The organism is Pseudomonas sp. LG1E9, assembly GCF_003290225.1.
GTDB lineage: Bacteria > Pseudomonadota > Gammaproteobacteria > Pseudomonadales > Pseudomonadaceae > Aquipseudomonas > Aquipseudomonas cyclaminis.
In genome coordinates this window covers 4400555-4427554 of the sequence record NZ_CP029983.1, presented here as the reverse complement: position 1 = coordinate 4427554, position 27000 = coordinate 4400555, and the positions used below count along the sequence as shown (strand labels likewise).

Sequence of the window (27000 nt, the reverse complement as noted above, 5' to 3'; positions counted from 1 at the left end):
ATCAGACTGCTACGGGGTCGGCCTTGTCGACGTTGATCCCGTAGCGCTTGATCGCCTCACTGACTTTATCGCGACCGATCACGTTGTCATCGGCCAGTGCCTTCAAGGCTGCCAGCGCGACGAAATACCGGTCCACCTCAAAAAACTCCCGTAGTGTTTCCCGGGTGTCCGATTGCCCGAAACCATCGGTGCCCAACGCGATAAAGCGCCGCCCCGGCACGAACGGACGAATCTGATCGGCGAACAGTTTCATGTAGTCCGTCGCCACCACCACTGGTCCCGTTTGCCCGGCCAGGCATTGCTCGGCATAACTCACGCGCGGCTCACTTTCCGGGTGCAGCAGGTTCCAGCGTTCGGCCGCATGCCCGTCACGGCGCAACTCGGTGAGGCTGGTCACACTCCACACATCGCTGTGCACGCCGAAGTCGTTGGCCAGCAGTTCAGCGGCGGCGATCACTTCTCGCAGGATCGAGCCACTGCCCATCAGTTGTACCTGTGCCTGAGGGCTGGCGCTGAGCAGGTACATGCCCTTGAGAATGCCGCTTTCCACGCCCTCGGGCATCGCCGGGTGCTGGTAGTTTTCGTTGAGCAGGGTGATGTAGTAGTAAATGTCTTCCTGCTCGACGTACATGCGCCGCATGCCCTCGCGAATAATTACCGCCAGTTCGTAGGCAAAGGTCGGGTCATAGGAGATGCAGCACGGAATCACCGACGAGAGGATATGGCTATGTCCGTCGTCATGCTGCAAGCCTTCGCCCATCAGCGTGGTGCGTCCGGCGGTGGCGCCCAGCAGGAAACCGCGTGCCCGTGCATCGCCTGCTGCCCAGGCCAGGTCGCCGACGCGCTGGAAACCGAACATCGAATAGAAGATATAGAACGGCACGGTCATCAGGCCGTGGTTGCTGTAGGACGTACTGGCCGCGATCCACGAGGAAATCGCGCCGGACTCATTCAGGCCTTCCTGCATGATCTGTCCGTCCTTGCTCTCCTTGTAATAGCTCAACTGGCCGGAGTCCTGCGGGGTGTAGAGCTGGCCGACGGCGGAGTGGATGCCGATCTGACGGAACAGGCTTTCCATGCCGAAGGTGCGCGACTCGTCGGGCACGATAGGCACGATCAGCTTGCCCAGGTGTGGGTCCTTGAGCAGGGTGCCGAGGATGCGCACGAAGGCCATGGTGGTGGAAATCGCGCGCTCACCAGTGTCCTTGAGTTGAGTGGCGAAGGCGCTCAGCTCGGGGATCTGCAACGATTCGACCGCAGTGTGGCGCGCGGGTACATACCCACCCAGGGCCTGGCGCCGTGCGGCGAAGTAGCGGGCTTCTTCGCTGTCGGCAGGGGGCTTGAGGTACGGGATATCAGCAAGTTGCTCGTCCGGCACTTCCAGGCCGAAGCGGTCGCGGAAGGCTTTGACGGCATCGGCGCCCATCTTCTTCAACTGATGGTTGATGTTCTGGCCTTCGCCGGCTTCGCCCATGCCAAAGCCCTTTACCGTTTTTGCCAGGATCACCGTGGGTTGGCCACTGTGACGCACGGCGGCGGCATAGGCGTTGTAGACCTTGTCCGGGTCATGGCCGCCCCGTGAGAGTTTCCAGATATCGTCATCGGACAGGTCCGCAACCAGTGCCAGCAACTCCGGGTATTTGCCGAAAAAGTGTTCGCGCACGTAGGCGCCGTTCTGGGATTTGTAGTTCTGATAGTCACCGTCCACGCATTCCATCATGCGTTGGCGCAACAGACCGCTTGTGTCCTTTTCCAGCAATGCATCCCAGCCGCCGCCCCAGATCACTTTGATCACATTCCAGCCGGCGGCGCGGTACAGGCTTTCGAACTCCTGGATTACCTTGGCATTGCCGCGTACCGGGCCATCCAGGCGTTGCAGGTTGCAGTTGACCACGAAGATCAGGTTGTCGAGCTTCTCGCGGCCGGCCAGGGAGATAGCAGCCAGGGATTCCGGTTGGTCCATCTCGCCATCACCGAGAAATGCCCACACCTTGCGGCCCTGGTGTTGCTTGAGGTCACGAAACTCCAGGTAGCGCATAAAGCGCGCCTGATAGGCCGCCGTAATCGGCCCGAGCCCCATGGAAACAGTGGGAAATTGCCAGAAGTCTGGCATCAGGCGTGGGTGTGGGTAGGACGAAATACCTTCGCCACCGGCTTCGCGGCGGAAGTTGTCCAGCTGTGCTTCGCTGATGCGGCCTTCGAGGTAGGCGCGGCCGTAGATGCCCGGCGACGAGTGTCCCTGAATGTACACCAGGTCGCCGTCGAAGCTGTCGGTGCGGCCACGGAAGAAGTGGTCGAAACCGACGTCATACAGCACAGCGGCTGACGCATAAGTAGCAATATGCCCACCTACCCCGGAGTGTTTGCCTGCGCGCAGCACCATGGCCATGGCGTTCCAACGGATAAACGCATTGGTGCGGCGTTCGATGGCCAGGTTGCCGGGGTAGGGCAACTGGCGATCCACCGCGATGGTATTGACGTAAGGCGTGGTCACCCGCCCGTAGAAGTCGCCATGCCGCGCTACGTCGAAGTCCAGCAGCTGATCGATCAGGTAATGGGCACGCGGGCGGCCTTCGGCGGACAGCACCGACTCGATGGACTCCAGCCACTCGCGGGTTTCCTGTGGATCTGCGTCGCGTCCGACTGCGTTATTCGGGGTCATGTGAGGCTCCAGGATAGGCGGATTTCAAGTGGCGGGCTCCTTGTGGGAGCGCCGCCAAAAGTGGTTGCAATTGCAACTACATGGGCGAATTTAGCGCGGCATGAGCTACTATTGCAACCTTCTTGAAATCCACCGGATGGTGTTGCATGTCGTCGAAAGAGCCCGATGTATGGTTCCGTTTTGTCAGGGCCCACAGGACGGTCATCCGTGAAATCGAGCGCCGGCTGGCCGCAGCGGACCTGCCGCCGTATGCCTGGTATGACGCCTTGTGGGGCCTGGAAAGCGGCCCCGATGGCACCCGCCGCATGCACGAACTGGCCGATGTGCTCGCTATTGAGCGCTATAACCTCACGCGCCTGGTAGACCGCCTGGAAAAGGACGGCCTGGTGGTGCGTTCGCGCTCCGACGGCGATGGCCGCGCGGCATTTGCGTCGATCACCGATGCCGGCCGAGCGTTGCGCAAAAAAATGTGGAAGATCTACGAAAGTACGGTGGACGAATTGTTCCTGTCGCAGATCGAACCGGAGCAGCGCCAGGGGTTTGCAGATGCATTGGAGCGCGCCGCTGGAATGGCGATGGAGGCGGGTGTTCAAACCCGTGGCCGAGGTAAGTCCGAAACGTAATGCAGATCCAGTGTGGGAGGGGGCTTGCCCCCGATGGCAATCGCGCCTCAACACCTCAGTGCTAAATCCGAATAACGCTGCTACGTTTAATCCTGGAGTGCAGGAACGTCATGACGTCGACATTTTTTCGTCATGACGGCACTTTAGGCTGGCTGTGCAGGTCATTTACTGGCAGCCGCTTTTAATTCAAGACAAGGAGCCCACTATGGACGATTACCAGGAAGAACTGCTTGAGTACCACGCGATTGAGCTGGACCCGCTGGAACCAGCAGACGACGCAACAGAGCTGTAAGACCGACGTCAGGCGGAATGCCGCTGACTGCGGCGAAATTCCCCTGGGGTCTGGTTGTTCCACCGCCTGAAGGCCCGCTGGAACGCTTGGGCTGAGGCAAAACCGAGCAAGTAGGCGATCTCGCCGAACGCCAGTTCCGTATCGCGAATGTAGGTCATGGCCAGGTCGCGGCGGGTATCGTTGAGAATCGCCCGGAACTGAGTGCCTTCTTCGGCCAGTTTTCGGCGCAGTGTCCAGGTTGGCAGCTTCAAGCGTGCCGCCACTTCTTCCAGGTCGGGTTCCCGACCGCCATTGAGCATCGGCCCGAGCAACCGCGTAATGCGCTCGCGCAGGCTGCGGGTGCGGGTCAACTGCTCCAATTCCCTTTCACACAGTTGCAGTAGCAGTTGCCAGGTACTCGGGCAATGCTGGGGGTTGCGCAGGCTCAGGGTCGATTGACTCAGGCGCACTTGGTTGGCTTCGGCGCCGAAGTGCACCGGGCTCGCGCCCAATTGGCTGTACTGCTCGCTGTAGTCGGGGGCGTCAAACTCGATCTCGATGCGTTGCGCCTGCAGCGGTTGTTGAGCCAGGCTGGCGAGTTGATGCAGCCAGCTGGAAATGATCGAGTCCACCACAAAGCGGTTGTAGGCGTTGTAGGGGCTGATGGAATAAAAACGCAGCCAGGCGCCTTCGGCATCCTCGTGAAAACTCGATTGCCCGCGATAGTTGGCGCCATACAGCGGCTCAAAGCGTGTCAGTGTGCGGGCGGCTTCGCGGACGTTGGGCGCCTGGGCGGCGGTGACGCCGGCCAGGCCCGCCTGGCTCATGCGGCTGAGTTGACCCATGCGCAAACCCAATCCAGGGTTGCCGGTCAGTTGGATGGCCGCATGGCCCAGGCGCATATAACGTGGGATCGACAAGCGCGCGCCGGCTTCGGCGAGGCGCGCCGGGTCGAGGCCGTATTGCAGCAATAGCGGCTGCGGATCCAGGCCGTGGCTGTGGATCGCATCGGCCAGGGTATGTACGAAGCCTACCGACAGATCCCCCAGGCGCACCGGCTTCACCGCGTTACAGCCAGATATTCAGCAAGCGCGCGCCACGGGCGTCGCCGTCGGCGCTGATCTGCCCGTTGTGGCTGAGGAAGCTTTGCCCGGCAGTGCCCAGGTCCCAGAACTGCCCGCGCAGGAATACGCTCATGCCGGCGCTGGCCTGGCTGATCGGTTGCTGGCTGATCAAGGTCAGGCGGCGCCACGCTTCGCCTTCGCTGAGTTCCTCGGGCTTGAGGCTGATTTCCTGGGGTGTGGAGACACTTTTAAAACCGCGCCATGGACGTTCCCAGGTGTCGCGGCCGAGCACAAAGGCTGGCACCGCGATCAGCTGCGCGCCTTGTTCGTTAAGCTTGCGGTAGTTGTCCGGGTACCAACTGTCACTGCCCACCAGCACGCCGAGGCGCCCGGCTGGGGTGTCGACCACGCTGATGACATTTTCATCACCGGGCTCGATAAAGCCGCGCTCGTCGTAGATCGGGTAGAGCTGGCGTTGCAGATCGCCGACGGGCAAGCCATCCGCTGCAAACACCACGCTGGCGTTGTACAGCGCACCATGGCCGACCTGGAGTTGCCCCTGGCTCACACTCGGGTTGGGCAGGGCGATGGAGCCGGCCACCACCGTGACCCCGAACTCCTTGGCCAGGCCGCCGAACAGCACCTGGTAGTCACGCGCCATGGCCGGGGCTTTCATGCGCAGGTAGGCGTCGTTGGTGCGGTCATCGCCGGTGGCGCTGATCCAGGCTCGCAGGAACTGCAGCGGATTGCTGATCGACAGCCAATGCATCGCGTCCTTCACATGCAGCGCCTGGTACACCTCGTTTTTCTCGCCAGTGAGCATCAGCCAGGTGCCGATGTGTTCAGGTAACACCACGATGGTCTTGTCGTTGATCAGGCCTTGGTCACGGGCGTTTTGCAGGTAGGCCGCGAGCTTCAGGTGCAGGCGTTCCAGGCTCTGGTAGTCGGCGGGGAACAGCTCCGGCTGGATGCCCAGCAGGTTGCCGCGATCGGCAGGCTGGCCTTCGTTGACGGCGACGGTGCTGCGCAGGTCCGACAGGTAATGCGCCACGGGGCGCTCCTGGGTCCAGACCAGATAGGCGGCGATGGCGGCAACCAGGGCCAGGGTGACGGTAAAAGCTAGAAGTTTACGCATGGGGGAACAGACAACAGACCGGGTGCAGGGTTCGCTGACTAGGGTAGGGCCCCTGCAGAGACTTGCCAAGGGGCGCTGTGCATTTGGATCAATAAGTTGTGAGTTTCGGTCATTGAGCGGTAGGGGATGGCCTCTTAGTCTGTGGGACATAAATCGATGGCAGGCCATTCGAGCCTTCCACGTCCCGTGATGATCCGTTGTGGAGCTGTACCATGACCGCTGCTGCCTACCCGCACCTGCTGGCCCCGTTGGACCTGGGTTTTACCACGCTGCGCAACCGTACCCTGATGGGCTCGATGCACACCGGCCTGGAAGAAAAACCCGGTGGTTTCGAACGCATGGCCGCTTATTTTGCCGAGCGCGCCCGTGGCGGCGTGGGCCTGATGGTCACCGGCGGGATTGGCCCGAATGATGAAGGCGGCGTGTACGCTGGTGCGGCCAAGCTGACCACCGACGAAGAAGCACAAAAGCACAAGATCGTCACCCACGCGGTGCACGAGGCGGGCGGCAAGATCTGCATGCAGATCCTCCACGCCGGGCGTTATGCCTACAGCCCCAAGCAGGTCGCGCCCAGCGCGATCCAGGCGCCGATCAACCCGTTCAAACCCAAGGAGTTGGACGAAGAGGGCATCGAAAAGCAGATCCAGGATTTTGTCACCTGCTCGCTGCTGGCTCAGGTCGCCGAGTACGACGGCGTGGAAATCATGGGCTCCGAAGGTTATTTCATTAACCAGTTCCTCGCCGCCCACACCAACCACCGCACCGATCGTTGGGGTGGCAGCTACGAAAACCGCATGCGCCTCGCCGTGGAAATCGTGCGCCGTGTTCGCGAAGCGGTCGGCCCGAAGTTCATCATCATCTTCCGTTTGTCGATGCTCGACCTGGTGGAAGGCGGCAGCACCTGGGAAGAAATCGTGCAGTTGGCCAAGGCCATCGAGCAGGCCGGTGCGACCCTTATCAATACCGGGATCGGCTGGCATGAAGCGCGTATCCCGACCATCGCCACCAAAGTGCCACGCGGTGCGTTCAGCAAAGTCACGGCCAAGTTGCGCGGTGCGGTGCAGATCCCGTTGATCACCACCAACCGCATCAACACCCCGGAAATCGCCGAGCAGATCCTCGCCGAAGGCGATGCGGACATGGTCTCGATGGCGCGGCCGTTCCTTGCCGACCCGGAGTTCGTCAACAAAGCCGCCGCCGGCCGCGCCGATGAAATCAACACCTGCATCGGCTGCAACCAGGCCTGCCTGGACCACACCTTCGGCGGCAAGCTGACCACCTGCCTGGTCAACCCCCGCGCGTGCTATGAGACGGAGCTCAATTACCTGCCGGTCAAGCAGATCAAGAAGATTGCGGTGGTCGGCGCCGGCCCGGCGGGTCTGGCTGCGGCCACGGTGGCGGCTGAGCGCGGTCACCAGGTGACGCTGTTCGATTCGGCCAGCGAGATCGGCGGCCAGTTCAACATCGCCAAGCGTGTGCCGGGCAAGGAAGAGTTCTTCGAAACCCTGCGCTACTTCAAGCGCAAGCTGCAGACTACCCACGTTGAGCTGTGCCTCAACACCCGTGTGGATGTGGCGCAACTGGCGGCTGGCGGCTACGACGAGATCATCCTCGCCACCGGCATCGCACCGCGTACCCCGGCGATTCCCGGCGTGGACAATGCCAAGGTGCTGAGCTACCTGGACGTGATACTCGAACGCAAGCCAGTGGGCAAGCGCGTCGCGGTGATCGGCGCCGGCGGTATTGGTTTTGACGTATCCGAATTCCTCGTCCACCAGGGCGTGTCCACCAGCCTGGATCGCGAAGCGTTCTGGAAGGAGTGGGGCATCGACACTCAACTGCAAGCCCGTGGCGGCGTGGCCGGGATCAAACCCGAGCGGCATGCGCCGGCGCGTGAGGTATTCCTGCTGCAACGCAAGGCCTCCAAGGTCGGCGACGGCCTGGGCAAAACCACCGGTTGGATTCACCGCACCGGCTTGAAGAACAAGCAGGTACAGATGCTCAACAGTGTCGAGTACCTGAAGATCGACGATGACGGGCTGCATATCCGCATCGGCGCCGAAGGTGAGCCAAAGCTGTTAGCGGTGGACAACATCGTCATCTGCGCCGGCCAGGACCCGTTGCGCGAATTGCACGACGGCCTCGTCGCTGCCGGCCAGAACGTGCACCTGATCGGCGGTGCTGACGTGGCGGCCGAGCTGGATGCCAAGCGTGCCATCAACCAGGGCTCGCGCCTCGCCGCCGAGCTGTAAAACCCCGAGCGGGGCGGTGTTAGACTACCGCCCCGTTTTTCATACAGTTCCCGTCCGATGGGCCCCTTCGATTGGCTTCCCTATGCACCCCTTGAACCTTTGGCGCTGGATTGGCTGAACGGCGTCGAGTTGGCCGTGCTGCGCCTGGACCGCATCGACCCGCTGATCAGCGGCAACAAGTGGTTCAAGCTCACCGAACACCTGGCCCAGGCGCAACGGGCCGGGGCCAGCGGCGTTATCAGCCTCGGCGGTGCCTACTCCAACCATCTGCACGCACTGGCGGCGGCGGGCAAGCGTTTTGGCTTTGCCACCGTCGGCCTGCTGCGCGGCCATCCGCAAGACACGCCTACCGTCCAGGATTTGCAGGCGTTCGGTATGCAGCTGCATTGGCTCGGTTACGGTGGTTATCGCGCGCGCAATGAACCGGGTTTCTGGTTGCCTTGGCGTGAGCAATATCCCCAGCTGTATCCCGTGCCGGAAGGCGGCGGCGGTTTGGCCGGCGCAATGGGCTGCGGGGTGCTGGTCGAGCAGGCCCGTGCGCAATTGAGCAAGCTGGGCTGGGCCGATTACGACGGGTGGTGGCTGGCAGCGGGCACCGGCACCACGCTGGCGGGTTTGGTGCTGGCAGAGGCGGGCGCCCATCCGGTGTACGGCGCACTGGCCGTGCCGGATGGTCATGGTGTGGCGCAAAACGTGAGTGCCCTGGTGGCGGGCGGCTATCACTTGCTGGACGCCAGCCGGGGCGGCTTTGCCAAGGTCGACCCGTTGTTGCTCGACTTTATCGAGGCCACGCAACAAGCCTGCGGCGTGCCGCTGGAACCGCTCTACACCGGCAAGGCACTACTGGCCTTGAAACAGCAGATCGAGGCCGGCCACATCGCGCCCGGCACTCGCCTGATCTTCGTGCACACCGGCGGCCTGCAAGGCCGGCGAGGGTTTACAGACTAGCGCGCTTACCCGGCATCATCCGCAGCGCCGTGTTATCGCGCATCACATAATGATGAAAGATCCCCGCCACGGCATGCAGCCCGATCAGCCAGTAGCCGATCTTGCCGAACAGCACGTGCCAGCTTTCAATCTCTTTGGCCAGGGCCTTGTTCTCGCCAATCAGCGGCGGCAATTCCATGCCATAGAACATCACCGAATGCCCCTCCGCGCTGACGATCAGCCAGCCCGCAATCGGCATGCCGATCATCAGGGCGTACAGCGCGGCGTGCATCAGGGTGGCCAGCAGGCGTTGCCATTGCGGCGGTGCCGGTAGGATCTTCGGCGCTACCCCCAGGCTGCGCGCAAACAGGCGCAGCCACACCAGCACAAACACCGTGAGACCGAACATAAAGTGCATCTCGACGATCAGCGTGCGGGCGCCGCTGCCTTTGGGGAACTGGCCGCGTAACTCTATGCAGGCGTAGACCACCGCCAGCAGCACCACCATCAACCAGTGCAGCGCAATCGACATAGTGCTGTAGCGCGTATCGGAATTTTTCCACGGCATCGCTGGGTTCCTCGTTCATCAGGGCAAGCCTCCGTTCTTTGGCGACGGAGTCCTTTTACTCTATGCCTGTTTTGAACGATTTGCCCTACGCGAATGCCGTTGTGTTGACCTCTATCAGTGGCTTTGCGGCATTTCACCGCGTGCCAGGCGCTGGTTGATATCGGCGATCACTGCCGGCAGGTCGGTGATGGTGTCGATCAGGTAATGCGGGCGCGAGCCTTCGAACATCGCTTCGATGCGCGTGCGTTCGCTGGCCAGGGTGGTGGCATCCAGGGCTTGGAACTGTTCATGGGTCAGGCCCAGGGCGTTGCCGGAGCAGGTCAGCGCGACGGTCCACATCCCGGCGCGACGCCCTTCAAGGATGCCGGGCACGGTGTCGTCGACCTTCACGCACGCTGCTACATCGTCAATCCCCAGTGCAATCACGTTGGCCAGGGCCTGGGCTGGCCAAGGGCGGCCGTTGGGCACTTCGTCGGTGGCGACGACATGGTCGGCGACGTAGCCATTGGTGGCAGCCAGGGCGACGACCTTGTCCATTACCTGCTTGGGATAGCCGGAGCAGGAGCCGATCCTGATGCTTTGCTTGCGCAGTTGCGCAAGGGTGTCGAGGGCGCCAGGAATCAGCGCCGAGTGTTCGGCGATCTTCTCGATCTGCAACGGCATGAAGCGTTGGTAGATGGCGGTGACGTCGTCGTCAGTGGGCGTACGGCCGAACGCCTTGTGGTAACGCTCGGCAACTTGCGGCTGGTCGCAGAGGGTGCGGATGTGGTCCCACTTGCCCATGCCCATCGGGCCGCGGGCCTCTTCGATAGAGACTTGCACGTCGAACTCGGCAAAGGCCTCGACAAAAATCTGGGTTGGCGCGAAGGAGCCGAAGTCGACCACGGTGCCGGCCCAATCGAGGATCACGGCCTGGAGGGTGTTGGGGTTTTGATAGTTCATGCGGGCGCTCCAATGGATGTAAGGGTGATGCCCATGGCCTGCAAAGCCTCAGCGATTGCACTGACGGCGGCGCCCATGTCGGCGGCGTCGACGTGACCGATGCAGCCGACGCGGAAGGTCTCCACCTGGGTCAATTTGCCGGGGTACAAGATGAAGCCCTTGGCCTTGACCCGTTCGTAGAAGTCCTTGAACTGGTAGTGCGGGTCTTGCGGGGCGTGGAAGGTGACGATGATCGGCGCCTGGATGGCAGCCGGCAGGAAGCTGCGCAGACCGAGCTTGGCCATGCCGTCCAGCAGCGCCTGGCAGTTGTCGGTGTAGCGTTGGTTTCGAGCAGGCAGGCCGCCTTCTTCCTGATACTGCAGCAGCGCCTCGTGCAGGGCGGCGACCACGTGGGTCGGCGGGGTGAAGCGCCATTGGCCGGTCTTGACCCTGTAGCTGTGCTGGTCGAACAGGTCCATCGCCAGGGAATGGCAGTTGCCTTGGGCGGCGGCCAGTGCCTGCTTCTCGGCGAAGACAAAACCCATGCCGGGCACGCCTTCCAGGCATTTGCCCGAGGCGGCGATCAAGGCTTCAAACGGCACGTCGCGAGCATCAATGGGCAATGCGCCGAAGGAACTCATGGCGTCGATGATCAGGCGTTTGCCGTGGTTTTTGACGACCTGGGCGATCTCCGGTAATGGATTGAGAATGCCCGTGCTGGTTTCGCAGTGGATCAAGGCGACGTGGGTGATGCCCTTGTCGGCTTGGAGCAAACGGTCCACATCGGCGGCAGTGGTGGGTTCATTTTCAGCGGTTTCAAAGGTGCTGAAGTCGCGGCCCAGCACTTCGCAGATCTTCGCCAGGCGCTTGCCGTAGGCGCCGTTGATCAGCACCAGTACCTTGCCGTTGCGTGGAACCAGGGTGCCGATGGCCGCTTCGACGGCAAACGTTCCGCTGCCTTGCAAAGGCACGCAGTGATGGCTGTCCGCGCCGTTGAGGATTGCCAGCAGTCGCGTGCAGACGCTGGCGGTGAGTTGGTTGAAACGGTCATCCCATGAACCCCAGTCCACGAGCATTGCCTGACGGGTGCGGCTGGATGTGGTCAGGGGGCCAGGGGTCAGCAGGATCGGCGCGGCAGTGTTCATCGCAAGTTCTCGCAAGGCATCGGGGTGTGAAGCTACGGGGCCTAAATTGCAGTTTGGCTTGTTATCAATCAAATTGTTTGTTGTTATGCGAGCTATCAGTGAGGCCGATAACCATGAACCTGTTTCAATTGCGCGCATTCGATGCGGTAGCCCGCGAAGGCAGCTTTACCCGAGCTGCGGCGCGGCTGTTTATCAGCCAGCCGGCGGTGACCGGGCATATCAAGGCGCTGGAGGAGTACTACCAGATTCCCCTGTTGCGCCGTACGGCACGGCGGGTGGAATTGACCGAGGAGGGCGCACGCCTGGCGGCGATCACCCGGGCGATCTTCGGCCTGGTGGACGAAGCGCAGGCGCTGTTGGAGGCCAATCGGCAATTGCTCACCGGCCGCCTGGAAGTGGCGGCGGACGGTCCGCACCTGGTCATGCCGATGATCGCCAGCCTGCGTGCGCGCTACCCCGGCATCACGGTCAACCTGCGCCTGGGCAATGCCCAGGAAACCCTCGCGGCCTTGCTGTCCGAGCATGCGGATGTGGCGGTGCTGACTGAAGTGGAACCGCGCAATGGCGTGCATTTGCAACCTTTGAGCGAGTCACGCATTTGCGCGCTGGTGCCGGCCGGGCATCCGTGGGCGACGCAGGCCGAGGGCATTGCGCTCAAGCAATTGCACGAAGTGATCATGGTGCTGCGTGAGCCCAACTCCATCACCCGTCGTACCTTCGACGATGCGTGCCTGGCTGCCGAGGTTCAGCCCAAGGTGTTGCTGGAACTGGACAGCCGCGAGGCGGTAACCGAGGCCGTCGCCGCCGAGTTGGGTGTGGGCGTGGTGTCGTCGATGGAGGTCAGCCAGGACCCGCGGGTGCGCGCGGTGCCGATCCAGGGCGACGGGTTGCTGAACCGGCACATGCTCGGCTGCATGGAGCGACGCCGGTCGTTGCGTTTGATTCAGGCGTTTTTCGAGTTGGCGCCCTGAGGGTTTTTTGGTGGAACGATGCGTTCTCGCGCTATAAACTCTGCCCCCAAAGCGCCGGCCAGTAGACGTCTCGGCGCTATGGATATCAGAGAGTGAGTCATGGGCGCACAGTGGAAAGTCAAACATAAAGAAGCGGCATCCAATGCCAAGGGCAAGATCTTCGGCAAGCTGGTGAAAGAAATCACCATCGCCGCCCGCAACGGCGCCGACACCGCGACCAACGCTCACTTGCGTCTGGTGGTGGAGCAGGCCAAGAAGGCCTCGATGCCCAAGGAAACCCTGGACCGCGCGATCAAGAAGGGCGCCGGTCTGCTCGGTGAAACCGTGCAATACCACCGCGTGACCTACGAGGGGTTTGCCCCGCACCAGGTGCCGTTGATCGTCGAGTGCGTGACCGACAACATCAACCGCACCGTGGCGGAAATCCGCGTGGCGTTCCGCAAGGGCCAACTGGGTGCTTCGGGCTCGGTCGCCTGGGACTTCAACCATGTCGGCCTGATCGAAGCCTCCCCGGATACCCCGGACGCCGATCCGGAAATGGCCGCGATTGAAGCCGGTGCCCAGGACTTTGAAGACGGCGAAGAAGAGGGCACCACCCTGTTCATCACCGAAACCACCGACCTGGACGCGGTACAGAAAGCGTTGCCGGAGCAGGGTTTCACCGTGCTGTCGGCCAAGCTGGGCTACATCGCGAAAAACCCGGTGAGCGGGTTGAGCGATGAGCAGATGGCTGAGGTCGAGGCGTTCCTGGAAGGCCTGGACAACCATGATGACGTGCAGGATATGTTCGTCGGCCTGGCTGGCTGATTGGACTTATCGCTGGACAACTGTGGGAGGGGGCAAACCCCCTCCCTCAATGTTCAGGGGTGCTGGCTGGCTGTCAGCAAGGCCTCGATTTCTTCGAAGTTCGGTCGCGCCAACACATCCGGCTGACAGCATCTTCTTTGCAGTTCCAACAGTTCACCGCTTGCCCCACCCTCAACCCGCTCCAACAACTCTCCCAGCAACACCCCGAACGCCCGCACTTCAATTCGCTGCAACGCCCGTGTCTCCAAGGTATCGGCCTTGGCATGGAACGACGCCGCGCCAAAATCCCCGAGCAGACAATCCCCTGCGTCATTCCACAGAATATTGTGGCCGTACAAGTCGCCATGGGTGATGCCGTGCCGGTGTAAATGTGCCGCCACCGAGGCGATGCCCCGTGCCATGCGCAAGGCCACATCGGCACTGAAACGAGCGGTTGGTGCGTAGATGTCGCGAGTGCACGACGCCAGGCTCGGCAGGGCGGCGAGGTTGCGGTAGCTGGGCTCGATCAGGTCCATCACCAGGGCGGCCTGTTCGTCCGGGTGGTCGACCACGCGGCCCTCGATCTTGATCAGGTTGGGGTGCAGGCCGGCGGCAATGCAGGCCTGCATTTCGTGCAGCGGCGAGCCGTCGCTGGTGATGGTGCCTTTGTAGAGTTTGACGGCAACCGGCTTGGCTTGTGCTTTCCACAGGGCCTTGCGGATCACCCCCGAGGCGCCTTCGCCCAGCACTTCGCCCAATTCCAGGTCTGTCCACGCAATAGCCGGTGTTGCGACGTCTGCCGTCACCTCCACGGCCATTTCCACGGGGTTACCGGCATAGGCCAGCCAGGTCAGGCTTGGCAGGGCTAACAACCATTGCGGCAGGCGGGTCAGGCAGTTGGACGCGATGCGAAGCAATTCGAGGTTGTGACAATTGGCCAGGCTTTCCGGCAGGGCCGCGAGCTGGTTGCCGGCCAGCATCAGTTTTTGCAGCAGTGGACGCTCGCCCAATGCGTCAGGCAATTGGCTGATGCGGTTGTCGGTGAGGATCAGCCAGCGCAGCAACGGCGGCAGAGCGGCGGCAGGCACGTGGCTGATCTGGTTGGCCTTGAAGCCGATCATGCTCAACTTTGCGCATTGGCCCAGGCATTCCGGCAGTTCGGTAAAGGCGTTGTCCGAGCAGAACAGCACACGTAGGTGTGGCAGGCGGTGGAGGTCGTCGGGTAGGCAGCTCAGGGCGTTACCGCTGAGGTTGAGAACTTCCAGGGAGTCGGCCAGCCCGAAGATTTCTTCAGGGAATTCGGTGAGCCCGCAGGACAGGTCCAGGCGCGTAATGCCGGCCAACTGGCCGGCCTTGAGTTGGGCGAGGGTATTCATAAACGGCGCGGTCACTCGGTAAAGGGGCGTGAATGGCGCTCATGATACCGGGTCGTGGATGGGTTGCGGGCTGGCTTGTTGCAGTTGGTTCAGGCGGCTGGCGGTGCGCGCCAGGTCGATGGCCTGGCCGCTCATCGCCTGCTGCAGCGTGTGTTCGCCGATCAGGATCAGGTGCTTGTCCTTGTCGTAGAGCACGTCCACCAGGTTGATAAACCGTTGCTGCACGGCGATCGGGCACTCGGCCAGGTGCGGCAGGCCGTCGATGATCCAGTGATCGAAATCCTCGCACAGCAGCAGGTAGTCCATCACGGCGGTCAGCTGTTCACAGAGGTCGCTGAAGGTGAAGGTGATGGTGCGGGCGTGATGCTGGCGGCAGATGAGTTGTCGGTTGCCCACTGTCAGGTGCTGCGCCGGGCCATCGGTGGCAGGCAGGCCGAGCGCAATTCGCTGGGCCGATGTGCCCGGCCACACGTACCGACCGGTGGTAAAACGCTGCACGGCATGGGCCTGGGGCAGGCTGCGAAAATCCTGGGGCGAGCTGACTTCCAGCACTTCCATGCGTGTGGCGATCAAGTCGATCACCGGCTTGAACCGTTCGTGGTACAGCGGGTTGGGCAACAGCCCTTCGGGCGCATAGTTGGAGGTGACCAGCACCAGCACGCCCCTTTGGAACAGCGCCTTGAACAGCCGCGTGATGAGCATCGCATCGCCGATATCGTGCACATGGAACTCGTCGAAACACAGCACGCGACAGCCATCGAGCAGTTCATCCAGGGTCACGCCCAGCGCATCGTCGGCCTGCTGGTGGGTGAACATGCCTCGGTGCAACCGGGCGAAGAATTCATGAAAGTGCACGCGCTGCTTCTCGGTTATGGGCAGCGCCTGGAAGAAACCGTCCAGCAGCCAGCTTTTGCCGCGACCTACCGGACCGTGCAGGTACAGGCTGCGGGTGGGTTGGCCGGCGAGCAGGTGCCGGGTTGCGCGGGCCATGGCGGCGATTGCCTGGGCCTGGCCGGCGCTGAGGGTGTAGCCCTGTTGCCGGGCTTTGGTGTCAAAGAACGTCTGGATGGGCGAGTCGTCGTGGCCATCGGTGGGTTTACCGAGCAAACGACGGATCAAGGCAAGCACGGCCAATGGAAGTCACTCTGTGTGTCGAAGTCGCTTACTTTAGGGCGCTCGCCGCGATTTGACCAATGCACAAGGGCGCGGCCAGCCATCTCGAAAAGGCATGGAATGCAGGAAATCCTGTCCAGACTGGCAGATTCTTCCTCAGTGACTACCCTTCTACACAGCAGTCACCCCTGTATAAGGATTTGGGGCAGTGAAGGGACGAGCAGTATTGACAGTGATGGGCGCAATGCTCTGCAGCACGGTTTACGCAGCGCAACTGCAAGTGATGGTGCGCATCGACGTGCAGCGCGGCTGCCAGTTGGTGGGCACCACCCGCAGCGCTGGCATCGAGCAACTGGGCGTGTTGGATTTCGGCAGCGGCCCGCGTCTGGATGACCCGGCCGGGCCCTTGAGTGCGGCGCTGATCAGCCAGCGCCAGCCGCGCCTGGAATGCAACCCCGACACCCCGTACCAGATGCGCGTCGATGGCGGCCTGAACGGCGGCACCGGCGAAGTGCGTTACCTGAGCACGGGCATCCCCTCCGGCAGGCCCATTCCTTATCGCATTTATGCCGACGCCGCGCGGCGCATCCCCTTGCCGGTGAATGTGCCGCTGAGCGGCCGTGTGCCGGACTCCGGTTCCGTCGACCTGCCACTGTATGGTCGGATCGAACCGCTAAAAGACATCCCCGCGGTCGGTCGTTACACCGACCTGCTCAAGGTCACGGTCACATGGTGAGCCGGGGCTGGACCCTGGTGGCCATGGGTGGCTTGTTGCTGCTGGCCGAAGATGCCCGCGCGGCGGTGGCCAGCGGGTTTATCCAGGCGCGCATGGTGATCACCGCCAGTTGCGAAGTGAGCAAGGGTAACGAAATCGCCCCGGTCAGCCCGACGGGCGGCACGGCCATGCTGGACTTCGGCAGCCAGGGGCCGACGTGGAGCAATCCCTTGGCGGCGGGTGTTTCGGACGGCAGTAATGCGCCGCTGACCGTCTCGTGCAACCCGACGGTCGCCAGTTTCACCGTGACCATCGACGGCGGCACCAATGCCGTCGGCACCACCCGGCGCCTGAGCAACGGCCGCCAGACCATCCCTTATCAACTGATGGCCGACCCGCTGGGGCGTATCCCTTACACCATCGGCCAGCAACGCAGTTTTGTAGCCACCAACGGCACGCAAATGACCATCCCGGTGTGGGGCGCCGTGGTGGCCAATACCACGGCCCTCCCGGCAGGAACCTATACCGACACTTTGACGGTGACATTGGACTGGTAAATCAAAAGGATGACGATCATGCATGCACGTGTATCTCGACTCGGCGTTTGCGCACTGGGTCTGGCGATGGCCTCCAGCCTGAATGCGGCCACCACGGTGACCGGCCAGATCACCTCCAGCCTGACACTGATTGCCAGTTGCCAGGTCAACGGTTCCGGAGCGGCCACCGGCCTCAACTTCGGTAGCCTGAACTTCGGTACCACCAACAGCCTTTTCACCAATGCCGACGCCCAATTGCTCGGCGGCACCGGCACCGGGGGCGCGCTGTCGATCCTGTGTTCCAGCGGCACCACGCCAGCGGTGAAGGTGCGTGCCGGTGCGAATGATGGTGCGTCTGACGGGGGCACCCGTGCGCTGGCCGACGGCGCGGGCAACTTCGTGCCGTACGACTTCTACACCGACAGCGGCCACTCGGCGCTGCTGGCGATTGACGGCGTGATCACCCTCGCCACCAGCACCGGCGTGGCGCAAACCGTGAACCTCTATGGTCGTGCGGTGGGCAAGGCCGGGCTGCCGGCGGGCACGTACTCGGACACCGTGGCTGTTGAACTGACGTTCTGATGCGCTGGCTTTGCGCCTTGCTGGCCTGTGGGCTGGCGGTGCCGCTGCCGTTGTCGGCGGTGACCAGCCAGAACTTTCAGGTGAGCGCGACGATTACGCCGGGCTGTTTGATCGTTGGCGGCAGCGCCAATTACGGCGCACTGAATTACGGCAGTTACTCGGCCCTGGCCACCAGCACCGTGACTGCCGCGCTGACCGGCGGTGTGACCCTGCAATGCACGCCGGGGGTGGCGTTGAGCATGAGCGTCGACGGCGGCCTGCATAACAGCAGCGGGCGCAACTTGCAGCTCAACAGCGGCAGTGCGCGGGTGGCGTACCAGCTGTTTCGGGACGCGGCGTTCAGCCAGAGCCTGGGGGTCAGTCAAAGCGTCAGCGTGACTTACAGCGATGCAAACACCATCAGCCTGCCGATCTATGGGCGGGTGGTATTACCGGGCAATCAGCCTGGGGGGACGTACAGCGACACGTTGCAGGTGCAACTGACGTGGTAGGGCTTATCGGTATAAGGAGTGGTTTTATGCGTTCACCTTCCCGGCGGCTGTGGGCCGTGGGCATGGCCCTGGGGGCGTTGTGCACGGCGGGGTTGGCGCAGGCCGCCAGCTCGGTGCTGATCTGGCCCATCGACCCGGTGCTGGAAGCGGATCAACAGGCCAGCGCGCTGTGGCTGGAGAACCGCGGCACGGAAACCGCGAGCCTGCAGATTCGCGTATTTGCCTGGAGCCAGAGCGGCTTCGACGAGCAGTACCAGAACCAGCGCGATGTGATCGGCAGCCCGCCGGTGGCCAGGATCGAGCCGGGGCAGAAGCAACTGGTGCGCCTGACCCGCACGCGTGAAGTGCCGCCGGGCCAGGAGCTGGCCTATCGCATCATCATTGATGAAATCCCCTCGCCGTTGCAGGTGCCCACGCCGCCGGAAGGCAAGAACACGGCCGCCGCCATTCGCTTCCAGATGCGCTACTCGGTGCCGTTGTTCGCCTACGGCGCGGGGCTGTGGAGCAAAGAGGACGCCACGCGTCAGCGCGATCCGGCAGGCGCGGGCAAGCCGGACCTGAGTTGGCACAAGGTCACGGTGGCGGGGCGCAACTACATCGAGGTGCGAAACCAGGGCGCCGTGCATGCGCGGCTGACCGATGCGTCGTTCAAACAGAGCGGGCAGCCCCGGCCGCTGGTGGAGGGGTTATTGGGGTATGTGCTGCCCGGCGCGACCATGCGCTGGCCGGTTCCGGATGCGGTGTCGGCTGATCAGCCGTTGCAGGTTCGCGTCAACGGTGCAGCGCAGTTGGAGACCCTTGCGCCGAAGCGTTGAGGGTGGTGTAGCGGGGCTGGGAAGCTCCGGGTGTTAAGCGGATGGAGATGTCCATTGAAGGACACAACGCCATGGTGAGTCGTGGTCGGGCTCGTCATCTATGGCTGTCGGTGGTGGTCAGCAGGCTGTGGGGCGCGGCAGTGGCGGGCGACCTGCCGCCGCCGCCGAGCAGTATGGAGGCTGTCGCCGATGCACAGCTGTTTCTGGAGTTGGTGGTCAACCAGATGGACACCGGCCGCGTCGTTGCCGTCGACCAGCGCGCCGGGCAGCTATATGTGCCGGCGGGCGCGCTGCAGGACGTGGGCATGAAGCTGCCCGGTGAACTCAGCGGCAGCGTGGCGCTGGACGCAATCCCCGGTCTGCACAGCGATTACGACAGCAACGGCCAGCGCCTGCTGATCGACGTGCCGCCGTCGTGGCTGCAGGAGCAGTTCATCGGTAACCGCAACACCTATCCGCGCACCCAGGCCATGAGCAGCTTTGGCGCCTTGCTCAACTACGATCTGTATTTCAACGACACCGATGAAGGCGGCAGCTACCTCGCGGCCTGGAACGAAGTGCGGCTGTTCGACAACTGGGGCACGTTGTCCAACACCGGGCAGGTCCGCCAGACCCTGGCCGACGGTATCAACGACAGTACCCTCAACAATGGCTACCGGCGTTACGACACCACCTGGCGCTTCTCTGATGATGAACGGATGCTCACCTATGAAGCGGGCGATGTAATCAGCGGTTCGCTGCCCTGGAGCAGCTCGGTGCGTTTGGGCGGGGTGCAGTTTTCGCGCGACTTTGCGGTGCGCCCCGACCTAGTCACTTATCCATTGCCGCAATTTGCCGGTGAGGCGGCGGTGCCGTCGTCGGTGGATTTGTTCATCAACGGCTACAAATCCGAAAGCGCGCTGCTGCAACCTGGCCCTTACACCCTGACCAACGTCCCATTTATCAACGGCGCGGGTGAAGCGGTGGTGGTGACCACCGATGCCTTGGGTCGCCAGGTGTCGACCACGGTGCCGTTCTACGTCACCAGCACGTTGCTGCAACAAGGCTTGACGGATTTTTCGGTGGCGGCCGGGACGTTGCGCCGCGACTACACCGTGCGGGATTTTTCCTATGGGCCAGGAGTGACCAGCGCGACGTTGCGTTACGGCTATTCCGACAACCTGACCCTGGAAAGCCACGCCGAAGCGTCCAGTGACCTGACCCTCGGCGGGCTGGGTGGCAACGTGCGACTGGGCCACTTCGGCGTGCTCAACACGGCCCTCAGCCAGAGCCAGTTCGAAGGCCGCAACGGCCAGCAACTGAGCCTGGGTTATCAGTACAACAGCAGCCATTACAGCCTGTCCTATCAACGGGTCGAACGGCGCGCCGACTACGCCGACCTGACGCTGGTCGACACGCCCTACGCGAGTTTGAGCAAGCGCAGTGAACAGGTGACCTTGAGCCTTAATCTTGAGCGTTTCGGCAGCCTGGGCCTGGGCTATTTCGACGTGCAGGCCGCAGACGACTCGCGCACGCGGCTGCTCAACCTGAGCTGGAGCAAACCGTTGTGGCGCAACACCAGCTTCTACCTGTCGGCCAACCGCGAGATCGGCGACAGCAACTGGGCCATGCAGGCGCAACTGGTCATCCCGTTCGACCTCAACGGCAGCCTCGCGCTGAGCACCGAGCGTGGTAAGGACGGCACTGGCCGCCAGCGGGTCAACTACAGCAGCGCCGTGCCCAGCCAAGGTGGGTTCGGCTATAACCTGGGCTATGCCCAGGGCGACGCACCCAGCTATCGACAGGCTGACTTGACCTGGCGCTTGCAGTCGGTGCAACTGCAGGCCGGCGTGTATGGCAGCAGCGATGCCGAGACTCGGTGGGCGGATGCCAGCGGTTCGTTGGTGTGGATGGGCGGCGACACCTTTGCCGCCAACCGCATCAATGATGCGTTTGTGGTGGTGAGTACGCAGGGCTTTGCCGGGATTCCGGTGCGTTACGAGAACCAACTGGTGGGCGAGACCGACCGCAAAGGGCATTTGCTGGTGCCCTGGAGCAGTGCGTATTACCGGGGCAAGTATGAAATCGACCCACTGAACCTGCCGCTCAATGTGCAGAGCCCCAACGTGGAACAACGGGTCTCGGTGCGCCGTGGCGCGGGTTATCTGCTGGAATTCCCGCTGCGCCGCGTGCTGGCGGCGAGCGTCACGCTAGTGGACAGCCAGCACCAGGAATTGCCCCTGGGCAGCCTGGTGGTGCATGAGCAAAGCGGCCAGCAGGCGGTGGTGGGCTGGGATGGTTTGGTGTACCTGGAAAACCTGTCGGCCCATAACACCTTGCAGGTGACGCTGGGGCTAGGACGTACCTGCCAGGCGACCTTCGATGTGGACGAGCAACAACAAGGCGTGCCGCTGGTCGGGCCGTTGGTGTGCCAGTGAGGGGCAAGGCATGCCTGCTGCTCGGGCTGCTGTTGTCAGGCCCGGCGATGGCGGCGTGCTCGGTGGTCACCAGCGCGCCGGCCAGTTTCGGCTCGATCAGTTCGATGACCGTGCGCACGGCCGCGCAAACCAGTTCGACCACCAACGCCGGGTTGCGCTGCACATCGGCGCTGATTTCGCTGCTGGTGCCGTCGGACCACTTCTACGCCACCATCACCTCGACCCAGAGCGGCATGGTCGGGCCGACCGGTGACGTGATCGGCTACACAATCTACGGCAACAACAGCAGCAGCTATCCGATCACCCGGGGCACGCAGTTCGATTTTGGTGGCGCCGGGGGGATTGCCCAGGTGTTGGGGTTGATCGCGGGGCCCGGGGCGAAAACCGTGCCGCTGTACCTGAGCAGCATCACCGGCAGCAACGTGGCGGCGGGCCTGTATACCGAGACGTTGAACATTGCCTGGAACTGGAACTATTGCTCGGGCATCGGCCTTGGCGGGATCTGCCTGGGGCGTGATATCGGCAATGCCGTCGCGACCCTGACAGTCAGCATGACCGTCACCAACGACTGCCAGATCACCGCGCCCAATATCAGCTTTGGCAGCGCCCCGGTGGTCAGTGGGTTCACGGCCGTAACGGGGCAGACTATCAATATCGCCTGCACCAAAGGCAGCGCCTACACCGTGGGCCTGAGCGATGGCCAGAACCCGCTGAGTGTGGGCGGGCGACGGCGCATGAACTCGGGCAGCAACTACCTGGCCTACGACATTTTCAAAAGCGCCGGCACCACCCGCTGGGGCAGTGTCGGCGCGGCGCGGCGGGCCAGCTCCACGGCCGAGGTCAACCCCGGTAATGGCTTGGGCACTGGCAGCCAGGTATTCAACTACAACGCAAAGATCTACACCGACCAGACCACGCCCCCCGCCGGCACCTACCTCGACAACGTGGTGCTGGACGTCGGTTTCTAGAACGGCTGCATGGACGGCGGCGGCTGATCCGTGGGGCTGACCACCGCATAGTTGTAGCCGCCGCCAGACCAGTATTGCGCCTGCAACCCATCCGCCGAGCGCTGGCCACGGGGCAGGAAACCGTTGTTCGGGCCCGGTGGGCGAATGTAGAAACTGATGCGCCGACCGTGCGGGTCTTCGTACAGCACCATGGCGGCGGCGCCTTGCTCGGTGGTGAGCAACCGGCCGCTGACCGGCTTGAAACCTGACTGGCTCAAGTCCGGCAGGCGATGGGCCTGGTTGAAGTAGCGGTCGAGCCAGGCCTGCATGGTGCCACTGTCCTGGCCGTTGTAGTCGGCGGGCATGATGCCTTCCTGGGCAAACAGACGGAACGCTTGCATCGCGTCGGCCATCGGCAACATCGACGTTTGCGTGGCTTCGCGGGCGTGCCAGCCGCCGAGGCCGCCAAGGCTCACGGCAATCAGCAACACCGCCGCCGTGGCGAAGTGACGGCGCGATTGCTGTTTGATGCGCTGGCGGATCAGCGCCGGGTCCAGCGCCGGGTTGGCCGGCTGTTGCAAGGCGCCGCTGAGTGACGCGCGCAGCAATTGCGCGTCGTGCTGCCAGGCCTGTACCTGGGCCGCGACCTCGGGGTGAGCGGCCAGATAGGTGTCGAGTACACGGCGATCGCTCTCCAGGAGTTGGTGATCGACGTAGGCATGCAGGTCGCGTTCGCTGGGGGGCAGGCTGATCATTTGAGTATCCGCAGGGAAGGGCTGGCAATTTCGCCATCGCTGAGTTGGCGCAAGGCTTGGCGTGCGCGGGACAAGCGCGACATCACGGTGCCCATGGGCACGTCGAGGATGTCGGCGACTTCCTTGTAGCTCAAGCCTTCTACCGACACCCATAACAGCAGGGCGCGCTGTTCGGTGTTGAGCTGATCGAAGGCTTGCAGGGTCGACTGGGCGATCACCGTACGCTCCACCGATGGCTGTGCATCGTCGCGGCCGGTAAAAAATTCCAGCATGCGTGCATAGCGGCGGGTGCGGCGGTGGGCGTCGAGGAACTGCCGGTAGAGGATCGAGAACAGCCACGCGCGCAGGTCGCCCTCGATGCGCTTGTCGGCCCAACGGTTGATTGCCCGCTCCAGGGTGGCCTGCACCAGGTCGTCGGCGCTGCTGGCGTTACGGGTCAGGGACACGGCAAAGCGCCGCAGCCTGGGGATGAGTTCACGTAACGGTTCGTCGAGTTCATGCATGGGTATCTGGCTGGTCACTACGCTGGGACTAGAGAGACGTCCGGCGGTAAGGGTTATTCCAGGCGGCGAAAAATAAATCCACGGCCTGGGAATAGAGCCGGTTGGCATTCGTCTCAATGCTCCGACCTTATGTTTCAACCCCCTAAGGCCTCTGGCCCTGGAGTCTGTTCATGGTAGATCACTCATCACCGCCTCGTCCCGCGCTGAGTACGGCGAGCCTGATTGCGCGCCTCGCCGGCATTGGTGCCGTGGTCGCGGTCGTTGCCGGGGCCTTTGCCTACGTCAACGGCACGCTCGACCCACAGCGGCTGCGGCCGAAAACCTTGGTCAATGCCTTGGAAACCAATAACGGCGTACACCCTGGTTTTCGCCGTAACCATGCCAAGGGCGTATGCGTGGCCGGTTACTTCGAGAGCACTCCCGAGGCGCGTGCGTACTCCAGTGCCCAAGTGTTCAGCGAGGCCAAGACGCCGCTGGTCGGGCGGTTTGCCTTGCCGAGTGGCAATCCTTATGCGCCGGACAGCAGTGTGCCGATCCGCAGCTTCGCTGTGCAATTCAGCCAGGCCAATGGCCAGCAATGGCGCACCGGCATGAACAGCATGCCGGTGTTCCCGGTGGGCACGCCCGAGGCGTTCTACCAGATGCTCAAGGCCGGCGCGCCTGACCCGGCCACCGGCAAGCCGAACCCGGCGAACATGCCGGCATTTTTTGCCTCTCATCCCGAAACGGCGGCGTTTTTGGCGTGGGTCAAGACCGCGAAACCATCGGCCAGCTATGCCACCGAAACCTACAACGGCATCAACGCGTTTTACCTGGTGAGCGCTGATGGCACGCGCCAGGCCGTGCGCTGGGGCGTAGTGCCGCAGAGCCAGGACGCGGCGGGGGATGCAGCGCCGGCCGCTGCTGACTTTCTTGAGAAAGACCTGGTGCAGCGCCTGGCGTCAGGGCCGTTGCGTTGGCAGTTGAACATGACCCTGGCCAACCCCGGCGACCCGCTCGACGACGCGAGCAAGACCTGGACCGGCGAGCACAAGGTGTTGAACGCCGGCACCCTGGTGCTGCAAAGCAGCCAACCACAGGCCGACGGTGACTGCCGCGACATCAACTTCGACCCGTTGATTCTGCCCAGTGGCATCGAAGCCTCCAATGACCCACTGCTGGCCGCCCGTTCGGCGGCGTATGCCAGTTCATACCTGCGCCGTGCCGGTGAAGTCAGCCCGTTGCACAGTGCCCCTCAGGAGTCGAAACCATGAATGCCCAGCCTCGGTTTTTTGCGCCCTTGGCACGCCTGCTGCACTGGTTGATGGCCCTGCTGGTCATCGCCATGTTGTTTATCGGCGCAGGCCTGGCGGCGTCGGTGTCAGAGCGGCATGAGTGGTTGATCCACCTGCACAAGCCGCTGGGGATTGCGATCCTGGCGTTGGTGATCGTGCGTCTGGCGGTGCGCTTTTCCACCCGTCAGCCGCCATTGCCGTCTGACTTGCCGCTGTGGCAAGTGCTGGCGGCCAAGGCATCGCATCTGGTGTTGTACGCATTGATGCTGGTGTTGCCGCTGCTCGGCTGGGCGATGATCTCGGCGGCGGGCGACCCGGTGATGCTCAGCAGTTCGGTGCAACTGCCGGCGCTGGTCGGGGCCAATGCGCCGTTGTTTGCGCTGCTGCGCAAGGCTCATGGGTTCCTGGCCTACCTGCTGTTTTTGACGGTGCTGGTCCACCTGGCGGCGGCGTTGTTCCACGGGCTGATTCGACGGGACGGCGTGTTGCAGAGCATGACCGGCACCAAGGACTGATGCCGGTTGGGCAGGATGGTCAGCGCAGGGCCGTGACCATATCGGCCACCGTACTCAGCACATCCTTGCCCAGTTGCTTGGAGCGCTCACCCGACCAACCGGTTTTCGGGTTGGGGCTGTCGTCGTTGTCCTTGAAGGGCATTTCCAGGGTCAGGGACAGGCAGTCGTACTTCTCGCCGACGGCATTACAGGCCAGGGTCATATTGGCTTCGCCCGGCAAGTCTCGGGTGTAGCCGTGGGCGGTCTGGAAGTCGCGGGTCAGTCCACTCAAGTGCTCGCGGAAGTGCTTTTCCAGCGCTTCGATGCGCGACGTATAGCCGGGGTTGCCTTCGCAGGCGGCGGTGAACACGTAGGGGATTTCTTCGTCGCCGTGGATATCGAGGAACAGGTCGACACCGTAGTGTTCCATCTGGTGCTGCACAAACAACACTTCCGGGCTTCTGTCTTGGCTGGCGCTTTGCCAGGCACGGTTGAGGTCCTGGCCCATGGCGTTGGTGCGCAAGTGCCCGTGGAAGGCGCCGTCGGGGTTCATGTTCGGCACCAGGTACAGGTCGGCAGCGGCCAGGAGTTTTTTCATCTCGGCATCGCCGTCCTGTTGCAGGCGCTCGATGATGCCTTCCATAAACCATTCGGCCATGTGTTCGCCGGGGTGCTGCTGGGCGATGATCCAGACGTTGCGACGGTCTTCGCCACCTTTGCCGCGCCGCAACAGCTGAATATCGCGGCCTTCGACGCTTTTACCGGTGGCCAGCAGTTGAGTGCCTGCGTATTTCAGCGCCTGATCGATCAGCCAATCATGGCGTGCGCGGCTGTAGGGTTCGAAGTAGGCAATCCAGGCGTGTTTCTCGCGGGTTTCGAGGCTGATGTGCAGGATCTCGCCGTCAAAGCGCGTGGGGACTCGGAACCAGTTGGTGTGGTCATAGGACGCTACAGCGTTGTAACCGCTCCAGGCATGACTATACGAGGAGCCTCCCGCGTTGCTCAGGCGAAACGTGTGGGTGTGGCCCACGTGCATGCCTTCGGCCTTGAAGTGGAACCATTGGAAATGATGGCTCTGCGTGTCGGGTTTGATTGCCAGCAGTAACTGATAGGCATCGCTGGCGTCGAGCACCTGGATATTGCCACTGTCGAAGTCGGTGCTGATCTTGATGGAGGTCAAGGCCACGGTCATAGTCTGGCTGCCTGAATATGAGTGTTGTGGCAGCTATATTACACAGGAGTCCGGTAAAGCCTGGATGCAAAATTGTTGCAGGGAGGAGGGGGGCGTCGTCCATGACGCAGCCGCAGGTTAGAATCTATGAGATTGATTCTCAAGCGCTATTTCGCAGAGATGTGAACCAGAGCGCCCGACTGACTTTCTTTCGGCGATGGTCTTTTGCTACCATGCGCGCCATCAAGCAACACACAGTCTTCATTAGCCTGAAGCCATGCCAGGGAAACTGGCAAAAAAAAGACCCGGCCAAAGAGCCGGGTCAAAAACCGTGATTAGCCTGATGAGGAGATATTCCAAGAGTCCGACCTAAGGTCCCTTGGTCTATCGACTGATCTCGCGATCAGCTGGGTCCAATAATAATCATTATCATTTGCAAGTCAAATGTTTTTATCCATGGGATAGAAATATTTTTCTTACGCGCCT

The 27000-nt window shown here is 62.6% G+C and carries 25 protein-coding genes; 14 read left to right on the top strand and 11 right to left on the bottom strand.

The genetic code is table 11. The features are described 5' to 3' along the window. Window position 1: 1 nt before the first annotated feature. Window positions 2-2662 (bottom strand): pyruvate dehydrogenase (acetyl-transferring), homodimeric type, encoded by a 2661-nt coding sequence (gene aceE, locus DNK50_RS20115; protein ID WP_112196010.1) that lies wholly within the window; start codon window positions 2660-2662, stop codon window positions 2-4. A gap of 146 nt (window positions 2663-2808) precedes the next feature. On the opposite strand from aceE, the gene DNK50_RS20110 reads away from it, so the two are divergent. After that, complete coding sequence (locus DNK50_RS20110) at window positions 2809-3285, top strand: MarR family winged helix-turn-helix transcriptional regulator (RefSeq protein ID WP_099586650.1); 477 nt, start codon at window positions 2809-2811, stop codon at window positions 3283-3285. Between the two features lie 300 nt (window positions 3286-3585). On the opposite strand, the gene DNK50_RS20105 is transcribed toward DNK50_RS20110, so the two are convergent. Beyond that, on the bottom strand, window positions 3586-4620 hold the full coding sequence (locus DNK50_RS20105; RefSeq protein WP_112196009.1) for an AraC family transcriptional regulator: 1035 nt from the start codon (window positions 4618-4620) through the stop codon (window positions 3586-3588). 4 nt (window positions 4621-4624) lie between these two features. After that, window positions 4625-5755, bottom strand: coding sequence for a carbon-nitrogen hydrolase family protein (locus tag DNK50_RS20100; protein WP_112196008.1), 1131 nt, complete (start codon window positions 5753-5755; stop codon window positions 4625-4627). Window positions 5756-5967: 212 nt separating this feature from the next. Here DNK50_RS20100 and DNK50_RS20095 point away from each other — a divergent pair, with 212 nt between their 5' ends. Together DNK50_RS20095 and DNK50_RS20090 are read left to right on the top strand one after the other, a co-directional pair. Continuing rightward, window positions 5968-8007 (top strand): NADPH-dependent 2,4-dienoyl-CoA reductase, encoded by a 2040-nt coding sequence (locus DNK50_RS20095; RefSeq protein WP_112196007.1) that lies wholly within the window; start codon window positions 5968-5970, stop codon window positions 8005-8007. Window positions 8008-8064: 57 nt separating this feature from the next. After that, window positions 8065-8955, top strand: coding sequence for a 1-aminocyclopropane-1-carboxylate deaminase/D-cysteine desulfhydrase (locus DNK50_RS20090; protein ID WP_112196006.1), 891 nt, complete (start codon window positions 8065-8067; stop codon window positions 8953-8955). Here DNK50_RS20090 and DNK50_RS20085 read toward each other — a convergent pair. The 3 genes from DNK50_RS20085 to DNK50_RS20075 form a co-directional block, all read right to left on the bottom strand. Beyond that, on the bottom strand, window positions 8945-9502 hold the full coding sequence (locus DNK50_RS20085) for a cytochrome b (protein ID WP_112196005.1): 558 nt from the start codon (window positions 9500-9502) through the stop codon (window positions 8945-8947). The two genes, DNK50_RS20090 and DNK50_RS20085, sit on opposite strands and share 11 nt — an antisense overlap. A 114-nt stretch (window positions 9503-9616) precedes the next feature. Then, window positions 9617-10444: a phosphonoacetaldehyde hydrolase gene (gene phnX / locus DNK50_RS20080; RefSeq protein WP_112196004.1), complete on the bottom strand. Its 828-nt coding sequence runs from the start codon at window positions 10442-10444 to the stop codon at window positions 9617-9619. Then, window positions 10441-11568: a 2-aminoethylphosphonate--pyruvate transaminase gene (locus DNK50_RS20075; RefSeq protein ID WP_112196003.1), complete on the bottom strand. Its 1128-nt coding sequence runs from the start codon at window positions 11566-11568 to the stop codon at window positions 10441-10443. The genes phnX and DNK50_RS20075 overlap by 4 nt, the downstream gene beginning before the upstream one ends. 113 nt (window positions 11569-11681) lie before the next feature. On the opposite strand from DNK50_RS20075, the gene DNK50_RS20070 reads away from it, so the two are divergent. Next, a complete protein-coding gene (locus DNK50_RS20070; RefSeq protein WP_112196002.1) occupies window positions 11682-12539 on the top strand; it encodes a LysR substrate-binding domain-containing protein in 858 nt (285 codons plus the stop codon). Window positions 12540-12638: 99 nt separating this feature from the next. Then, window positions 12639-13346 (top strand): YebC/PmpR family DNA-binding transcriptional regulator, encoded by a 708-nt coding sequence (locus tag DNK50_RS20065; protein WP_099586659.1) that lies wholly within the window; start codon window positions 12639-12641, stop codon window positions 13344-13346. A 53-nt stretch (window positions 13347-13399) separates the two neighbouring features. On the opposite strand, the gene DNK50_RS20060 is transcribed toward DNK50_RS20065, so the two are convergent. Together DNK50_RS20060 and zapE are read right to left on the bottom strand one after the other, a co-directional pair. Continuing rightward, window positions 13400-14701 (bottom strand): protein kinase, encoded by a 1302-nt coding sequence (locus DNK50_RS20060; protein WP_112196972.1) that lies wholly within the window; start codon window positions 14699-14701, stop codon window positions 13400-13402. Window positions 14702-14740: 39 nt separating this feature from the next. Then, entirely contained in the window at window positions 14741-15835 is a 1095-nt protein-coding gene (gene zapE / locus DNK50_RS20055) for a cell division protein ZapE (RefSeq protein WP_112196001.1), read from the bottom strand. Window positions 15836-16058: 223 nt separating this feature from the next. Between zapE and DNK50_RS20050 the strand changes: the two genes are divergently transcribed. From DNK50_RS20050 to DNK50_RS20020, 7 genes are all read left to right on the top strand, one after another. Beyond that, window positions 16059-16550 (top strand): spore coat U domain-containing protein, encoded by a 492-nt coding sequence (locus tag DNK50_RS20050; RefSeq protein ID WP_177411620.1) that lies wholly within the window; start codon window positions 16059-16061, stop codon window positions 16548-16550. Further along, a complete protein-coding gene (locus DNK50_RS20045) occupies window positions 16544-17086 on the top strand; it encodes a spore coat U domain-containing protein (protein ID WP_099586662.1) in 543 nt (180 codons plus the stop codon). Before DNK50_RS20050 ends, DNK50_RS20045 begins: the two co-directional genes overlap by 7 nt. An 18-nt stretch (window positions 17087-17104) precedes the next feature. After that, window positions 17105-17647 (top strand): spore coat protein U domain-containing protein, encoded by a 543-nt coding sequence (locus DNK50_RS20040; protein WP_099586663.1) that lies wholly within the window; start codon window positions 17105-17107, stop codon window positions 17645-17647. Continuing rightward, window positions 17647-18138, top strand: coding sequence for a spore coat U domain-containing protein (locus DNK50_RS20035; protein ID WP_112195999.1), 492 nt, complete (start codon window positions 17647-17649; stop codon window positions 18136-18138). The genes DNK50_RS20040 and DNK50_RS20035 overlap by 1 nt, the downstream gene beginning before the upstream one ends. A 26-nt stretch (window positions 18139-18164) precedes the next feature. Continuing rightward, complete coding sequence (locus DNK50_RS20030) at window positions 18165-18953, top strand: molecular chaperone (RefSeq protein ID WP_112195998.1); 789 nt, start codon at window positions 18165-18167, stop codon at window positions 18951-18953. Between the two features lie 71 nt (window positions 18954-19024). Then, on the top strand, window positions 19025-21370 hold the full coding sequence (locus DNK50_RS20025; RefSeq protein WP_112195997.1) for a fimbria/pilus outer membrane usher protein: 2346 nt from the start codon (window positions 19025-19027) through the stop codon (window positions 21368-21370). A 47-nt stretch (window positions 21371-21417) separates the two neighbouring features. Further along, window positions 21418-22338: a spore coat U domain-containing protein gene (locus DNK50_RS20020; protein ID WP_112196971.1), complete on the top strand. Its 921-nt coding sequence runs from the start codon at window positions 21418-21420 to the stop codon at window positions 22336-22338. Here the strand turns inward: DNK50_RS20020 and DNK50_RS20015 are convergent. Next, window positions 22335-23072: an anti-sigma factor gene (locus DNK50_RS20015; RefSeq protein ID WP_099586667.1), complete on the bottom strand. Its 738-nt coding sequence runs from the start codon at window positions 23070-23072 to the stop codon at window positions 22335-22337. The two genes, DNK50_RS20020 and DNK50_RS20015, sit on opposite strands and share 4 nt — an antisense overlap. After that, window positions 23069-23575: a sigma-70 family RNA polymerase sigma factor gene (locus DNK50_RS20010; protein WP_099586668.1), complete on the bottom strand. Its 507-nt coding sequence runs from the start codon at window positions 23573-23575 to the stop codon at window positions 23069-23071. The genes DNK50_RS20015 and DNK50_RS20010 overlap by 4 nt, the downstream gene beginning before the upstream one ends. A gap of 170 nt (window positions 23576-23745) precedes the next feature. Here DNK50_RS20010 and DNK50_RS20005 point away from each other — a divergent pair, with 170 nt between their 5' ends. Both DNK50_RS20005 and DNK50_RS20000 read left to right on the top strand, forming a co-directional pair. Next, window positions 23746-24828, top strand: coding sequence for a catalase family peroxidase (locus tag DNK50_RS20005; protein WP_112195996.1), 1083 nt, complete (start codon window positions 23746-23748; stop codon window positions 24826-24828). After that, window positions 24825-25364 (top strand): cytochrome b, encoded by a 540-nt coding sequence (locus DNK50_RS20000; RefSeq protein ID WP_099586673.1) that lies wholly within the window; start codon window positions 24825-24827, stop codon window positions 25362-25364. Before DNK50_RS20005 ends, DNK50_RS20000 begins: the two co-directional genes overlap by 4 nt. Before the next feature lie 19 nt (window positions 25365-25383). On the opposite strand, the gene DNK50_RS19995 is transcribed toward DNK50_RS20000, so the two are convergent. Further along, the gene (locus tag DNK50_RS19995; protein ID WP_112195995.1) at window positions 25384-26535 is read right to left on the bottom strand and encodes a M14-type cytosolic carboxypeptidase; all 1152 of its coding nucleotides are present in this window, start codon (window positions 26533-26535) and stop codon (window positions 25384-25386) included. Between the last annotated feature and the right edge of the window lie 465 nt (window positions 26536-27000).

What these genes read in the sequence shown, in the direction of transcription:
- DNK50_RS20090 (WP_112196006.1), top strand. Translation starts at nt 8,065, where the DNA reads ATGGGCCCCTTCGATTGGCTTCCCTATGCACCCCTTGAACCTTTGGCG.
- DNK50_RS20045 (WP_099586662.1), top strand. Translation starts at nt 16,544, where the DNA reads ATGGTGAGCCGGGGCTGGACCCTGGTGGCCATGGGTGGCTTGTTGCTG.
- DNK50_RS20035 (WP_112195999.1), top strand. Translation starts at nt 17,647, where the DNA reads ATGCGCTGGCTTTGCGCCTTGCTGGCCTGTGGGCTGGCGGTGCCGCTG.
- DNK50_RS20100 (WP_112196008.1), bottom strand. Translation starts at nt 5,755, where the DNA reads ATGCGTAAACTTCTAGCTTTTACCGTCACCCTGGCCCTGGTTGCCGCC.
- DNK50_RS20040 (WP_099586663.1), top strand. Translation starts at nt 17,105, where the DNA reads ATGCATGCACGTGTATCTCGACTCGGCGTTTGCGCACTGGGTCTGGCG.
- DNK50_RS20020 (WP_112196971.1), top strand. Translation starts at nt 21,418, where the DNA reads ATGGCGGCGTGCTCGGTGGTCACCAGCGCGCCGGCCAGTTTCGGCTCG.
- DNK50_RS20065 (WP_099586659.1), top strand. Translation starts at nt 12,639, where the DNA reads ATGGGCGCACAGTGGAAAGTCAAACATAAAGAAGCGGCATCCAATGCC.
- DNK50_RS20010 (WP_099586668.1), bottom strand. Translation starts at nt 23,575, where the DNA reads ATGCATGAACTCGACGAACCGTTACGTGAACTCATCCCCAGGCTGCGG.
- DNK50_RS19995 (WP_112195995.1), bottom strand. Translation starts at nt 26,535, where the DNA reads ATGACCGTGGCCTTGACCTCCATCAAGATCAGCACCGACTTCGACAGT.
- DNK50_RS20110 (WP_099586650.1), top strand. Translation starts at nt 2,809, where the DNA reads ATGTCGTCGAAAGAGCCCGATGTATGGTTCCGTTTTGTCAGGGCCCAC.
- DNK50_RS20060 (WP_112196972.1), bottom strand. Translation starts at nt 14,701, where the DNA reads ATGAATACCCTCGCCCAACTCAAGGCCGGCCAGTTGGCCGGCATTACG.
- DNK50_RS20050 (WP_177411620.1), top strand. Translation starts at nt 16,059, where the DNA reads ATGCTCTGCAGCACGGTTTACGCAGCGCAACTGCAAGTGATGGTGCGC.
- DNK50_RS20005 (WP_112195996.1), top strand. Translation starts at nt 23,746, where the DNA reads ATGGTAGATCACTCATCACCGCCTCGTCCCGCGCTGAGTACGGCGAGC.
- DNK50_RS20000 (WP_099586673.1), top strand. Translation starts at nt 24,825, where the DNA reads ATGAATGCCCAGCCTCGGTTTTTTGCGCCCTTGGCACGCCTGCTGCAC.
- DNK50_RS20085 (WP_112196005.1), bottom strand. Translation starts at nt 9,502, where the DNA reads ATGCCGTGGAAAAATTCCGATACGCGCTACAGCACTATGTCGATTGCG.
- DNK50_RS20025 (WP_112195997.1), top strand. Translation starts at nt 19,025, where the DNA reads ATGGTGAGTCGTGGTCGGGCTCGTCATCTATGGCTGTCGGTGGTGGTC.
- phnX (WP_112196004.1), bottom strand. Translation starts at nt 10,444, where the DNA reads ATGAACTATCAAAACCCCAACACCCTCCAGGCCGTGATCCTCGATTGG.
- DNK50_RS20075 (WP_112196003.1), bottom strand. Translation starts at nt 11,568, where the DNA reads ATGAACACTGCCGCGCCGATCCTGCTGACCCCTGGCCCCCTGACCACA.
- aceE (WP_112196010.1), bottom strand. Translation starts at nt 2,662, where the DNA reads ATGACCCCGAATAACGCAGTCGGACGCGACGCAGATCCACAGGAAACC.
- DNK50_RS20095 (WP_112196007.1), top strand. Translation starts at nt 5,968, where the DNA reads ATGACCGCTGCTGCCTACCCGCACCTGCTGGCCCCGTTGGACCTGGGT.
- DNK50_RS20030 (WP_112195998.1), top strand. Translation starts at nt 18,165, where the DNA reads ATGCGTTCACCTTCCCGGCGGCTGTGGGCCGTGGGCATGGCCCTGGGG.
- DNK50_RS20070 (WP_112196002.1), top strand. Translation starts at nt 11,682, where the DNA reads ATGAACCTGTTTCAATTGCGCGCATTCGATGCGGTAGCCCGCGAAGGC.
- DNK50_RS20015 (WP_099586667.1), bottom strand. Translation starts at nt 23,072, where the DNA reads ATGATCAGCCTGCCCCCCAGCGAACGCGACCTGCATGCCTACGTCGAT.